Consider the following 12278-nt stretch of genomic DNA (forward strand, 5'->3'; position numbering starts at 1 on the left):
ATTTACCGTTTATCGGCTGTATGCCAGATTCGCCTGCTGATAACTTTCCTTACAATTCTCGACTACAGTCTGCCCCATGCCTGCCCAACTCAAGCGTCGCCTGTTCTTCTTCCTGCTGATCGTCCTGTTGATCGCCGGGGGCTTCTTTGCCCATTGGTTCTTCAAGGGGCGCTTTTATGAAAGCACCGACAACGCGTATGTCCAGGGCGAGATCACCCGCGTCTCCAGCCAGTTGGGCGCGCGCATCGATGAAGTGCTGGTGCAGGACAACCAGCATGTCGAAAAAGGCCAGTTGCTGATCAAGCTTGAAGGCGATGATTTCCACCTCGCCGTCGACCGCGCCAACGCCGCCCTGGCCATGCGCGAAGCCGAGCAAGTGCAGGCCCGAAGCAAACTGACCCAACAATCCAGCCTGATCGCCGCCAGCGATGCGCAAGTCGCTTCCAGTCAGGCCAGCCTGGGTCGTTCGCAAATCGACCTGTCCCGCGCCCAGACCTTGCGCAAACCCGGCTACGTCTCGGAAGAACGAGTGACCACCCTCTCCGCCGATAACCACATCGCCCGTTCGCAAGTGACCAAAGCCCAGGCCGACGCGCAAAGTCAGCGCCAGCAGGTCAACGCCCTGAGCGCAGAAATCAAACGCCTCGACGCGATGATTTCCAACGCCAAGACCGAGCTAGCCCAAGCGCAACTGAACCTGACCCGCAGCGAGATCCATGCACCGATCAGCGGGCTGATCGGTCAACGCGCCGCGCGCAACGGCCAGTACGTGCAGGCTGGCGCTTATCTGTTGTCGATCGTGCCCGACCAGGACATCTGGATTCAGGCCAACTTCAAGGAAACCCAGATCGGCCACATGCAGCCCGGTCAGAAAGCCGAACTAACCTTCGATGCCTACGGCGACACGCCGATTGAAGCGCGGGTCAACAGCCTGTTCGCTGCTTCGGGGGCGCAATTCAGCCTGTTGCCGCCGGACAATGCCACGGGCAACTTCACCAAAGTCGTACAACGGATTCCGGTCAAACTGACGTTCGCCGCGGACAATCCGCTGCACGGCAAGATCCGCCCGGGCATGTCGGTCACCGTCAAAGTGAACATCAAAGACGCCCCTGACGATGGCCGGTGATCAACTGATCCGCCCGGCTGGGGAACCGACCCGGCGGGACTGGATCGCGGTGATGAGTGTGATGCTCGGCGCCTTCATGGCGGTGCTCGACATCCAGATCACCAACTCTTCGCTCAAGGATATTCAGGGTGCGCTGTCGGCGACCCTGGAAGAAGGCTCGTGGATTTCCACTTCGTATCTGGTGGCGGAAATCATCATGATTCCGCTGACCGCGTGGCTGGTGCAGCTGCTGTCGGCACGGCGCCTGGCGGTGTGGGTGTCGCTGGGCTTCCTCGCCGCCTCGCTGCTGTGCTCGATGGCCTGGAGCCTCGAAAGCATGATTGTCTTTCGCGCTTTGCAGGGTTTTACCGGTGGTGCGCTGATCCCGCTGGCGTTCACCCTGACGCTGATCAAACTCCCGGAACATCACCGCGCCAAAGGCATGGCCATGTTCGCCATGACCGCGACCTTCGCCCCTTCTATCGGCCCGACCATTGGCGGCTGGCTCACGGAAAACTGGGGCTGGGAATACATTTTCTACATCAACATCCCGCCCGGTCTGCTGATGATCGCTGGTCTGATGTATGGCCTGGAGAAGAAAGAAGCCCACTGGGAATTACTCAAAAGCACCGACTACATGGGCATTCTCACCCTCGGCGTCGGCCTCGGTTGCTTGCAGGTGTTTCTTGAGGAAGGCCATCGCAAGGACTGGCTGGAGTCGAACCTGATCGTCAGCCTGGGCAGCATTGCACTGTTCAGTTTGATCACCTTTGTGATCGTGCAATTCTCCAAACCCAATCCACTGATCAACCTGCGCATCCTCGGTAATCGCAACTTTGGTTTATCGAGTATTTCCAGCCTGGGGATGGGAGTCGGATTGTACGGCTCGATCTATTTGTTGCCGTTGTATCTGGCGCAGATCCAGAATTACAACGCGCTGCAGATCGGCGAAGTGATCATGTGGATGGGGGTTCCGCAGCTGTTTTTGATTCCGCTGGTGCCGAAGCTGATGAAGTTTATCCCGCCGAAATGGCTGTGCACGATTGGCTTCGGGTTGTTCGGGTTGGCGAGTTTTTCCTCGGGCGTGTTGAATCCGGATTTCGCCGGGCCGCAGTTCAATCAGATCCAGATCATCCGCGCGCTGGGCCAGCCGCTGATCATGGTCACCATCTCGCTGATCGCCACGGCGTACATCCTGCCCCAGGACGCAGGATCAGCGTCGAGCCTGTTCAATATCCTGCGAAATCTCGGCGGCGCGATCGGCATCGCCCTCCTCGCCACCCTGTTGGATGCACGGACCAAGACGTACTTCGATTATTTGCGCGAGTCGATTGTGCCGAGCAATCCGCAGGTCGCGGAGCGCATGGCGTCGATGGCGGACCGGTTTGGCAGCGACACTGCGGCATTGGGCAAGATGAGTGAAATCGTGCATCAGCAGGCGTCGATCATGGCCTACAACGATGCGTTTCACTTTGTCGGGATTGCGCTGGGGATCAGTATGCTGGCGGTGTTGCTGACCAAGGCTTTGCCGGCGGGTTTGAAGGCTGGCGAGGCGCATTAGCGGTTGATTGCGGTGGGCTTTCGGACGCCTTCGCGGGCAAGCCTCGCTCCTACAGGTTTTGTGGCGTATGCAAATTGGCGCACGACACAAATCCGTAGGAGCGAGGCTTGCCCGCGAAGAGGCCATAACAGCCTCTGCAAATATCAGACAGAGATCAACCGCTCCCGCAACTTGCCAATCTCATCGCGCATCTGCGCCGCCGCTTCGAATTCCAGATCCCGTGCCAACGCGTACATCTTCTCTTCCAGCGCCTTGATGCGCTTGGCGACTTCGCCCGGCGAACGCAATTCGGCTTCGTACTTGGCGCTCTCCTCCGCAGCCTTGGCCATGCCTTTGCGCTTCTTGCTGCGCGAGCCCGGCACGGTGGCGCCTTCCATGATGTCGGCGACGTCCTTGAACACACCTTTAGGCGTGATGCCGTTGGCCAGGTTGAACGCAATTTGCTTGTCGCGACGGCGCTCGGTCTCGCCGATTGCCCGCTCCATGGAGCCGGTAATCCGGTCGGCATACAGAATCGCGCGGCCATTGAGGTTACGCGCCGCCCGGCCGATGGTCTGGATCAGCGAGCGCTCGGAACGCAGGAAGCCTTCCTTGTCCGCATCGAGAATCGCCACCAGCGACACTTCCGGCATGTCCAGGCCTTCACGCAGCAGGTTGATCCCCACCAGCACGTCGAAGGTGCCGAGGCGCAAGTCGCGGATGATTTCGACCCGTTCGACCGTGTCGATGTCCGAGTGCAAATAACGCACTCGCACGCCGTGGTCAGCCAGGTAATCGGTCAAGTCTTCGGACATGCGCTTGGTCAGCGTGGTGACCAGCACCCGCTCTTCCAGGGCCACGCGCTTGCCGATTTCCGAGAGCAGATCGTCGACCTGGGTCAGCGCCGGACGGATTTCGATTTGCGGGTCCACCAGACCGGTCGGACGCACCAGTTGCTCGACCACGCGACCGGCGTGTTCCGCTTCGTAGTTGCCCGGTGTGGCCGAGACAAAAATCGTCTGCGGGCTGATGTTTTCGAACTCGTCGAAACGCATCGGCCGGTTATCCAGCGCTGACGGCAGGCGGAAACCGTATTCCACCAACGTCTCTTTACGCGAGCGGTCGCCCTTATACATAGCGCCAACCTGCGGCACGCTGACGTGGGATTCGTCGATTACCAGCAAAGCGTCGGCCGGCAGGTAGTCGAACAAGGTTGGCGGCGCCTGACCGGATTCACGGCCCGACAGGTAGCGCGAGTAGTTTTCGATGCCGTTGCAGTAACCCAGCTCCAGAATCATTTCCAGGTCAAAACGGGTTCGCTGCTCCAGACGCTGGGCTTCCACCAATTTGTTGTTGGTGCGCAGGTAATCCAGGCGCTCCTGAAGCTCGACCTTGATCCCTTCGATGGCGCCGAGCAGGGTTTCCCGTGGCGTCACGTAGTGGCTTTTCGGATAGAACGTGAACCGCGGCAACTGCCGGGTGACTTCGCCGGTCAGCGGATCGAACGCGGAAATTTTCTCCACTTCGTCATCGAAAAGCTCGATGCGGATCGCTTCGAAATCGGATTCCGCCGGGTGGATATCGATCACGTCGCCGCGTACACGGAACGTAGCCCGGGCGAAATCCATGTCATTGCGGGTGTACTGCAGGTCCGCCAGACGGCGCAGCAAGGCGCGTTGATCGAGCTTGTCGCCGCGATCCACGTGCAAGACCATTTTCAGATAGGTTTCCGGGCTGCCCAGACCGTAGATGCACGACACCGTGGTGACGATGATGGCGTCTTTGCGCTCCAGCAGCGCCTTGGTCGCGGAGAGTCGCATCTGCTCGATGTGGTCGTTGATCGAGGCGTCCTTCTCAATGAAGGTGTCCGACGACGGCACATAGGCTTCGGGCTGGTAGTAGTCGTAATAGGAAACGAAGTATTCGACGGCGTTGTTCGGGAAGAATGCCTTGAACTCGCCGTACAACTGCGCGGCCAGGGTTTTGTTCGGCGCCAGCACCAGAGTCGGACGCTGCACCTGGGCGATTACGTTGGCGATGCTGAAGGTCTTGCCCGAACCGGTCACACCGAGCAACGTCTGGTGCGCCAGCCCGGCTTCGATGCCCTCGACCATCAGGCGGATGGCTTCCGGCTGATCGCCGGCGGGCTCGAAGCGGGTGACTAGCTGGAATTCAGACATGAAATACCTCTGGGTTCGCGCCTTGCACGGTCAAACCGACAGGAGCGAGAAAGGCCGCAAACGACTCACGTCGCCCGAGGAAAAAAACTGGATTGTGCTCAATGTGGAGCCGATTGCCCGCGCTTTCAAGGCAAACGTCCTACATCCCTCGAAGTCTTTGACGATGCCAATCGACTAACGGTCGAAAAATAATCGAAAAAACTTGCTGTAAAAGCCGAATCGTCTGTCGCCATCAATCGCAGATGGCCTCTATACTAGCTCCCCGTTTGTGCACCGCTCTAGTGCATTCGGCTGGAGCGCGACACGTCCCTCCACACTCCATTCAGAGCCGCCGCAAAAATGAGCCTGTTCTCCGCTGTCGAAATGGCACCACGCGATCCAATCCTGGGCCTCAACGAAGCATTCAACGCCGATACCCGTACCAACAAGGTCAACCTGGGGGTCGGTGTTTATTGCAACGAGGAGGGGCGAATTCCACTCCTGCGCGCCGTTGTCGAAGCCGAGACGATTCGCGTCGCTCAACACGCTTCCCGTGGCTACTTGCCGATCGATGGCATCGCTGCCTACGACCAGGCCGTGCAGAAACTGCTGTTTGGCAATGACTCGCCGCTGATCGCATCCGGTCGCGTCCTCACCACCCAAGCCGTTGGCGGTACTGGCGCACTGAAAATCGGTGCCGACTTCCTCAAGCAACTGCTGCCGAACGCTGTCGTGGCGATCAGCGACCCAAGCTGGGAAAACCACCGCGCGCTGTTCGAAACCGCCGGTTTCCCGGTGCAGAACTATCGCTACTACGACGCCGCGACCCACGACGTTAACCGTGCCGGCCTGCTCGAAGACCTGAACGCCCTGCCGAACGGTTCGATCGTTGTGCTGCACGCTTGCTGCCACAACCCGACCGGCGTGGATCTGAGCCCGGCGGACTGGAACAACGTGCTGGAGGTTGTGAAAGCCAAGGGTCACGTACCGTTCCTCGACATGGCCTACCAAGGCTTTGGCGACGGCATCGACGAAGACGCCGCAGCCGTGCGCCTGTTCGCCGAATCGGGCCTGACTTTCTTCGTTTCCAGCTCCTTCTCCAAATCGTTCTCGTTGTACGGCGAGCGCGTTGGCGCCCTGTCGATCGTCAGCGAATCGAAAGAAGAAAGCGCGCGCGTGCTGTCGCAAGTCAAACGCGTGATCCGCACCAACTACTCCAACCCGCCGACCCACGGTGCAAGCATCGTCGCCGCCGTGCTGAACAGCCCGGTACTGCGCGCACAGTGGGAAGAAGAACTGGCCGAAATGCGCCTGCGGATTCGCGGCATGCGCATCCAGATGGTTGAAGCGCTGGCCAAGCAAGCCCCACAACGGGATTTCAGCTTTGTCGGCCGTCAACGCGGCATGTTCTCCTACTCCGGCCTGACCGTTGAGCAAGTGACCCGCCTGCGCAGCGAGTTCGGCATCTACGCCCTGGACACCGGCCGCATCTGCGTGGCCGCGTTGAACCAGAGCAACATCGACGCGGTGACCAAGGCCATCGTTCAGGTGATCTGAGTCTCGCGCGGTACGAAAAACGGGAAGCCTTTGGGCTTCCCGTTTTTTATTTGTCGCAGATAAGTGTCAAAGCGATGTCTGCGCCCTCTAAACTGCACACAGATCAAACTGTGGGAGCGGGCTTGCTCGCGAATGCGATGTATCAGGCAACATCGATGTCGACTGACACGCCCTCTTCGCGAGCAAGCCCGCTCCCACAGGGTTTTGTATACACCCGAGATTTCTGACGAGAACCCACATGAAAAACGATGACCTACGCGCTGACCGGGACGAGCTGGACCATTTCGTGCCCCGCACCCCGGCCAAACGCGGCAACAACCTGTTGCTGCAAGTGGCTGCCGGCGTATTTCTCGGTGGCCTGGCCTTGTGGCTGGTGCAACTGGCCGCCACCTCGCTGTATGCCAAGCTGATGCTCGGCACCTTCACCTTCGGCGGTTAAGCCAGTTCGGTTGCGCGCTGGCTGGCGGCGTCGTCGTAAGCCACGTAAAGCGATTCGGCCACTTGGCTTTTGATCGCCTTGGCGCTTTCCAGGCCAAGGACGAAGCCTTCAGCCTTGCCACCGGCGCGGTTCAATTCGTCAGCGGTGCTGGCCTGAGTGATGGCGTCCAACAGTTTTTCGGCGTGAGGGCCGACACCCTTGGGCAGACTGATCTGGGCGATGCTCATGCGAACACCCCGTTTGTTTGCGATGCGAGTGCTGGATGATTCATGGCGCTTACCTTTTCGGCGAATGGCCGGTAGCGCGTGTCACCACTTCCGGGCAGCTATGGTAGACCTCTCCCACGATTCTGGTAACCGCCAATCAGCGCTAAAACACCACTCGTGCCATTGAATCGATGAAGTTAGCAATGGATGCTTGACTTCTCTTTTTGAATCAGTAACATACACGCCATTCCGCGATAGCTCAGTTGGTAGAGCAAGTGACTGTTAATCACTGGGTCCCTGGTTCGAGTCCAGGTCGTGGAGCCAGACAGCAACATCGAAAAGCCCCTGAATCGAAAGGTTCAGGGGCTTTTTTGTGGGCCTGTGGAAAAGTCAAAAGATCGCAGCCTTCTACAGCTCCTACACAGGATTCGCGTTCACCTGTAGGAGCTGCCGAAGGCTGCGATCTTTTGATCTACAGCCTTTTTAGCGGGGGGAGCCGTCAGACATGCTCCCCACTTTTCGAATGCGCCGACCGTGGCTCTGCATGCCCATGGTCGGCCTCGATGACCGGGATTTCCTTGCCGTCGCAGTCATGCAGTTTGCCTTCGCTGAAGTAGTCCCCTTCGCGCAACGCCGCCAGGTCCTGGTAGCGCAGGACGCGTTCAGTGCCGGCCGCAAAAACTGACTGCTGGTCCGAGTTGCCGGTGGTGAAGTGGTTGAAGGTCAGGTTCAGCACGATAGCCATGATCGCCGACGAGCTGATGCCCGAGTGGAAGATCGTCGCGAACCAGCTCGGGAAGTGGTCGTAGAAGTTCGGTGCGGCGATGGGGATCATGCCGAAGCCGATGGAGGTGGCGACGATGATCAGGTTGACGTTGTTGCGGTAGTCGACCTTGGACAGCGTACGAATGCCGCTGGCCGCCACGGTGCCGAACAGTACGATGCCGGCGCCGCCGAGTACCGACGTCGGCACAGCTGCGATAACCCGACCCATGAACGGCAACAGGCCGAGGATCACCAGGAAGATGCCGCCAGTGGCGACCACAAAGCGGCTCTTGATGCCGGTTACCGCCACCAGACCGACGTTCTGGGCGAAAGCACTTTGGGTGAAGGAGCCGAAGATCGGCGCGATCATGCTCGACAGCATGTCAGCGCGCAGACCATTGCCCAGACGTTTTGAGTCAACCTTGGTGCCGATGATCTCGCCCACCGCGAGGATGTCAGCGGAGGTTTCCACCAGGGTCACCATGATCACGATGCACATCGACAGGATCGCGGCGAAGTGGAAGGTCGGCATGCCGAAGTGGAACGGTGTCGGGAAGCCGAACATCGGGCCTTGGGTAACGGACGAGAAATCCGCCATGCCGAGGAACACCGCGATCACCGTGCCGATGACCATGGCCAGCAGGATCGATAAGCGCGAGATGGTCGCACTGCCGACCTTGCTCAACAGCAGCACCAATACCAGGGTCACTGCCGCCAGACCGATGTTCGCCATGCTGCCGAAGTCCGGGGCGTGGCTGTTGCCGCCCATGGCCCAGCGTGCGGCCACCGGCATCAGCGTCAGGCCGATGGTGGTGATCACAATGCCCGTGACCAGCGGCGGGAAGAACTTGGTAATTCGCGAGAACACCGGCGTGATCAGCAAACCGATCAGCGAAGCAGCTATCACCGCGCCGAGGATCGACTGGAAGCCGCCCTCCCCGCCGCTGCTGACAATCGCCACCATGGTCGCGACGCCAGAGAACGACACGCCCTGCACCAGCGGCAACTGACAACCGAAAAACGGTAAACCAAGGGTCTGCAGCAACGTCGCCAGCCCCCCCGCAAACAATGAAGCAGCAATCAACAAACCGATGTCCGCCGGTGAGAGCCCGGCCGCTTGGCCGATGATCAAGGGTACCGCGACGATGCCGCCGTACATGGTCAGAACGTGTTGCAGGCCGTAAGCCATATTCGCGCCGATCCCAAGGTTTTCATCCTCGGGCCGTTGGTGTGAAACATGGGGCGTTTTCATGGTTGGGGGGTTCCCTGGTTTTTGTTATGCGCACACTGTATGCAAGACTCAGGACAAATGTCTATAGAGTTGTATACAACTATCCAGTCAGATTATGGACATATAGCCATCCGACCTGCTGAGACGGCGCGCCTGAGCCAGCAAAAACCTTGCAATACATCCATCCCTGCACAACCCCCACCCCCCGCTAGTCTTTTGCCTTCATGGCGACCGCCGGCACGGATGCCCTCTTTTTTATACATATAAAGTATGCATAATGAAGCCATTCGAAATTCAGTACGACAAAGCAAAGAATGCAGCCAATAAACTCAAGCATAGAGGCGTCAGCCTGGCCGAGACCGAAACCGTATTCAATGACGAGCGAGCGCTGACCTTGCAAGACTGCGATCACGATGAACAACGCTGGATCATCCTCGGACAGGATGCCAAAGGACGTGTGCTGGTGGTTGCCTACACCTGGCGTGACCCGAATTTCGTTCGAATTATTTCCGCGCGCACCGCTACCAAAAACGAGCGCCACCAATACAGGGAGGCATGACCATGAAAGACGAGTACGACTTCAGTAACGCCAAGCGCGGGGCCATTGCTTCCAGCAAAGGCAAGACCCGCATCACCATCATGCTGGATGATGCCGTGATCGAGGCGGCGCGTACGCTCGCGGAGAACGAGGGCTTTGGGTATCAGACGGTGATCAACAATACGTTGCGTCAGGTATTGCTCAGCGATAAGGGGCAAGCCGCGAAGGCCACGCCGCACAGCGGTGCCAGCGGCGGCCATATCAAAAAAGGCGTAACCGCGACCGATCTGAAATGCCTGGAGAAAAAACTCGCTGACGCCCTCAGCGAAATCCATCGGGTGATGGAGCCAGATGTCCGACCGTAGATAACAACCTCACCGCCCGACATCGGTGTCTGGGCGGAATTCAAAGGAAATGGTGTGGTGATTTACAGGCAGGGAAAGAATTGAAACGTCCATCACTGTTCAGGCTTTTGGCCGCCCTGTTAATGCTCTTCGCCAGTGGCGCCAAGGCCGAGCTCGTGTGTGATGACTTCTTGGTAAAGCTCAGCGACAAGCCCGGGTTTATCGAGTTTCAGGGCTGTCAGCAGTCAATCGATCGTCAGGGACAGCCGTTCTCGGCCAGCTACCGGGTGTCGGGGGAAAACGCCTCCAAAGCTGAAAAATACCTCAAACAACAATTTGGTCAGCCCGCTCTCAAGCGAGTGTGTTGCATATGGGAATCGACAGCACATTTCTATCGAGACAAGCAGACCGACATTGGTTATTCCATCACGATGGGCTCAGGAGAGACGTTGATCCGTGATCGAAAATCGTGGCCAGCCATCGACTACTTTTACATCGGCGTCGATGCGTATGCAGAGGATCCCTGAAACGCCTGGCGACGACCGACCGATGCACAGCAGACTCGATCAGGCTTGTTCTTTCGGCTCAATCAAACGCACAAGCACCTGCCGCAACCGGTCATTGATCGGCACCTGAATCCCGAACTCGCTTTGCAGCAACCCGGTCAATTCATCCACATCTGTCACTTGGCGCCGCTCGCTCTCGCTGCCAATCCGGTGGAGCGCAAAGCTGCCGTTGTTCAGCGTCTTTCGCCACCCTTCCCCGGTACGCGCCACCATCAACTGTTTGACGAAAGACGATTCAGGATGCGTCGAGACATACCAGTTGCCGACGGTGTAATCGATGTCTTCCTGGCGTTGCAGATCAAAGATATACATCGCTCGCCATTCATCGCCCACCTTGGCTCGCAGGGTATAGCCGTCGACATGTTGTTCGATGCGATAGGGTTCGTGGGGGGTGAGTTGTTCATCGCTGCTATCGAGTTTCAGCGGTGCGGTGGGCACCATGCCGCCAAAACCAACATCGGTGATGTAGCGCACGCCGTCCAGGATCACCAGGCTCAAGCGGTGGGTACGCGCCGTCCATGCACCTTCGGGCTGGCCCATCACCACACGGCCGCTGATGCCGCGAGCGTCGAAGCCCAGTTCCTGCAGCAGAGCGAGGAACAAGTTGTTCAGCTCATAGCAGTAGCCACCACGATTTTGCTGCAGGACTTTCTGCTCAATCGAAGGCAAATCGATGAGTACCGGTTCGCCCGATAACGTCGTGAGATTCTCAAACGGGAAGGCGCCAGTGTGGCGCAGCTGAAGTAGGCGCAGGGTTTCCAGCGTGGGCGCGGGGGGCGCGTTGAAACCCAGGCGTTGCAAATACAGGTTCAGATTCTTCAGGCGTGACTCGCTCATTGCTCAGTCCTTATGTGCGGGGCCGCGGATCACTCCGCCGATGGGCGCCATATATAAGGGAAAAAGCCCTGCGACCGACAATTGATTTCGCCAATCGCCACCGACGTAATATCAACGCCGCTTGCGCGTCCCCAGCCGGATCCAGGTCGGCGCATGGTCACTGGCATGAGGCTCGTTGCGCACCCAGGCATCAACCCCGGCCTCTTGCAGATAAGGACTCAGCGCCGGGTTCAACAGCAGATGATCAATACGCAACCCGGAGTTTTTCTGCCAGTGCTGTCGGAAATAATCCCAGAACGTATAGAGACGATCCTCGGGATAGAGATGACGCAGGGAATCGGTCCAGCCTTGGTCCAGCAATCGTTGATAACACTCACGGCTCTCGGGTTGCAACAACGCGTCCTTGAGCCAGGAGCGTGTGTTGTAGATGTCGAGGTCGGTGGGCACCACGTTGTAGTCGCCGGCCAGGACCACCGGATGATCGCTGGCTTGAAGGGCCTGTGCATAACTGATCAACCGTTCGAACCAGGCCAGTTTGTAATCGAATTTCGGCCCCGGTTGCGGGTTGCCGTTGGGCAAGTACAGACATCCCACCAAAACCCCGTGCACCGCAGCTTCGAGGTAGCGGCTCTGGGTGTCGCTATCGTCGCCGGGCAAGCCGCGACGACTCTCCAGCGGTTGCGCGTCCCGGGCCAGAATCGCGACACCGTTCCAGGAGGACTGGCCCTGCCAGATCGCGCCGTAACCTGCCGCTTCCAGCTCGGTGGCAGGGAACGCACTGTCGAGGGACTTGAGTTCTTGCAGGCAGACAATGTCCGGTTGTTCTCGCACCAGCCAGGCCAGCAGATTAGGCAGTCGAGCCCGCAGGCCGTTGACGTTGAACGTCGCAATTCGCAAATTCTTCATCGGCCGAGGCTCCTGGCGGCGAGGTGTCCAGGTTGTGACAGCAGCCCGTTCTGGTGGTTGCGCCCGGAAAGCAATCTGCGGCGTA

The 12278-nt window shown here is 58.7% G+C and carries 13 protein-coding genes and 1 tRNA gene; 9 read left to right on the forward strand and 5 right to left on the reverse strand.

Going from position 1 to position 12278, the window contains the following annotated elements; translation table 11 throughout:
• Positions 1–76: 76 nt before the first annotated feature.
• Both NK667_RS16870 and NK667_RS16875 read left to right on the forward strand, forming a co-directional pair.
• A complete protein-coding gene (locus tag NK667_RS16870) occupies positions 77–1126 on the forward strand; it encodes an HlyD family secretion protein (RefSeq protein ID WP_054054125.1) in 1050 nt (349 codons plus the stop codon).
• The gene (locus tag NK667_RS16875; RefSeq protein WP_054615522.1) at positions 1116–2666 is read left to right on the forward strand and encodes an MDR family MFS transporter; all 1551 of its coding nucleotides are present in this window, start codon (positions 1116–1118) and stop codon (positions 2664–2666) included. Before NK667_RS16870 ends, NK667_RS16875 begins: the two co-directional genes overlap by 11 nt.
• Before the next feature lie 143 nt (positions 2667–2809).
• On the opposite strand, the gene uvrB is transcribed toward NK667_RS16875, so the two are convergent.
• Complete coding sequence (gene uvrB / locus NK667_RS16880) at positions 2810–4825, reverse strand: excinuclease ABC subunit UvrB (protein WP_054054130.1); 2016 nt, start codon at positions 4823–4825, stop codon at positions 2810–2812.
• On the opposite strand from uvrB, the gene NK667_RS16885 reads away from it, so the two are divergent.
• The 3 genes from NK667_RS16885 (at position 4824) to NK667_RS16895 (ending at position 6800) form a co-directional block, all read left to right on the forward strand.
• Positions 4824–5003 (forward strand): hypothetical protein, encoded by a 180-nt coding sequence (locus NK667_RS16885; RefSeq protein ID WP_054054132.1) that lies wholly within the window; start codon positions 4824–4826, stop codon positions 5001–5003. The genes uvrB and NK667_RS16885 overlap by 2 nt on opposite strands.
• A 161-nt stretch (positions 5004–5164) precedes the next feature.
• Entirely contained in the window at positions 5165–6361 is a 1197-nt protein-coding gene (locus NK667_RS16890; protein WP_054054134.1) for an amino acid aminotransferase, read from the forward strand.
• A 238-nt stretch (positions 6362–6599) separates the two neighbouring features.
• On the forward strand, positions 6600–6800 hold the full coding sequence (locus NK667_RS16895) for a hypothetical protein (RefSeq protein ID WP_054615523.1): 201 nt from the start codon (positions 6600–6602) through the stop codon (positions 6798–6800).
• Here NK667_RS16895 and NK667_RS16900 read toward each other — a convergent pair.
• Complete coding sequence (locus NK667_RS16900) at positions 6797–7027, reverse strand: hypothetical protein (RefSeq protein WP_054054139.1); 231 nt, start codon at positions 7025–7027, stop codon at positions 6797–6799. The two genes, NK667_RS16895 and NK667_RS16900, sit on opposite strands and share 4 nt — an antisense overlap.
• 227 nt (positions 7028–7254) lie before the next feature.
• Between NK667_RS16900 and NK667_RS16905 the strand changes: the two genes are divergently transcribed.
• Positions 7255–7330: transfer RNA gene (locus tag NK667_RS16905), tRNA-Asn, on the forward strand.
• Positions 7331–7505: 175 nt separating this feature from the next.
• Here NK667_RS16905 and NK667_RS16910 read toward each other — a convergent pair.
• Entirely contained in the window at positions 7506–9023 is a 1518-nt protein-coding gene (locus NK667_RS16910) for a nucleobase:cation symporter-2 family protein (protein ID WP_054054140.1), read from the reverse strand.
• A 256-nt stretch (positions 9024–9279) separates the two neighbouring features.
• Here NK667_RS16910 and NK667_RS16915 point away from each other — a divergent pair, with 256 nt between their 5' ends.
• The 3 genes from NK667_RS16915 (at position 9280) to NK667_RS16925 (ending at position 10411) form a co-directional block, all read left to right on the forward strand.
• Positions 9280–9561 (forward strand): BrnT family toxin, encoded by a 282-nt coding sequence (locus NK667_RS16915; RefSeq protein ID WP_054054142.1) that lies wholly within the window; start codon positions 9280–9282, stop codon positions 9559–9561.
• Between the two features lie 2 nt (positions 9562–9563).
• Positions 9564–9905, forward strand: coding sequence for a BrnA antitoxin family protein (locus NK667_RS16920; protein WP_054615524.1), 342 nt, complete (start codon positions 9564–9566; stop codon positions 9903–9905).
• Between the two features lie 80 nt (positions 9906–9985).
• Complete coding sequence (locus NK667_RS16925; protein WP_054615525.1) at positions 9986–10411, forward strand: DUF4952 domain-containing protein; 426 nt, start codon at positions 9986–9988, stop codon at positions 10409–10411.
• Positions 10412–10450: 39 nt separating this feature from the next.
• Here the strand turns inward: NK667_RS16925 and NK667_RS16930 are convergent, their stop codons facing one another.
• Complete coding sequence (locus NK667_RS16930; RefSeq protein ID WP_054615526.1) at positions 10451–11287, reverse strand: arylamine N-acetyltransferase family protein; 837 nt, start codon at positions 11285–11287, stop codon at positions 10451–10453.
• 111 nt (positions 11288–11398) lie between these two features.
• On the reverse strand, positions 11399–12193 hold the full coding sequence (xth, locus tag NK667_RS16935; protein ID WP_054615527.1) for an exodeoxyribonuclease III: 795 nt from the start codon (positions 12191–12193) through the stop codon (positions 11399–11401).
• Positions 12194–12278: the final 85 nt, after the last annotated feature.

This window comes from Pseudomonas nunensis (assembly GCF_024296925.1).
Classification (GTDB): Bacteria; Pseudomonadota; Gammaproteobacteria; order Pseudomonadales; family Pseudomonadaceae; genus Aquipseudomonas; species Aquipseudomonas nunensis.

Coding starts and splice junctions, on each gene's coding strand:
- NK667_RS16870 (WP_054054125.1), top strand. CDS start 77: ATGCCTGCCCAACTCAAGCGTCGCCTGTTCTTCTTCCTGCTGATCGTC.
- NK667_RS16875 (WP_054615522.1), top strand. CDS start 1,116: ATGGCCGGTGATCAACTGATCCGCCCGGCTGGGGAACCGACCCGGCGG.
- NK667_RS16885 (WP_054054132.1), top strand. CDS start 4,824: ATGAAATACCTCTGGGTTCGCGCCTTGCACGGTCAAACCGACAGGAGC.
- uvrB (WP_054054130.1), bottom strand. CDS start 4,825: ATGTCTGAATTCCAGCTAGTCACCCGCTTCGAGCCCGCCGGCGATCAG.
- NK667_RS16890 (WP_054054134.1), top strand. CDS start 5,165: ATGAGCCTGTTCTCCGCTGTCGAAATGGCACCACGCGATCCAATCCTG.
- NK667_RS16895 (WP_054615523.1), top strand. CDS start 6,600: ATGAAAAACGATGACCTACGCGCTGACCGGGACGAGCTGGACCATTTC.
- NK667_RS16900 (WP_054054139.1), bottom strand. CDS start 7,027: ATGAGCATCGCCCAGATCAGTCTGCCCAAGGGTGTCGGCCCTCACGCC.
- NK667_RS16910 (WP_054054140.1), bottom strand. CDS start 9,023: ATGAAAACGCCCCATGTTTCACACCAACGGCCCGAGGATGAAAACCTT.
- NK667_RS16915 (WP_054054142.1), top strand. CDS start 9,280: ATGAAGCCATTCGAAATTCAGTACGACAAAGCAAAGAATGCAGCCAAT.
- NK667_RS16920 (WP_054615524.1), top strand. CDS start 9,564: ATGAAAGACGAGTACGACTTCAGTAACGCCAAGCGCGGGGCCATTGCT.
- NK667_RS16930 (WP_054615526.1), bottom strand. CDS start 11,287: ATGAGCGAGTCACGCCTGAAGAATCTGAACCTGTATTTGCAACGCCTG.
- xth (WP_054615527.1), bottom strand. CDS start 12,193: ATGAAGAATTTGCGAATTGCGACGTTCAACGTCAACGGCCTGCGGGCT.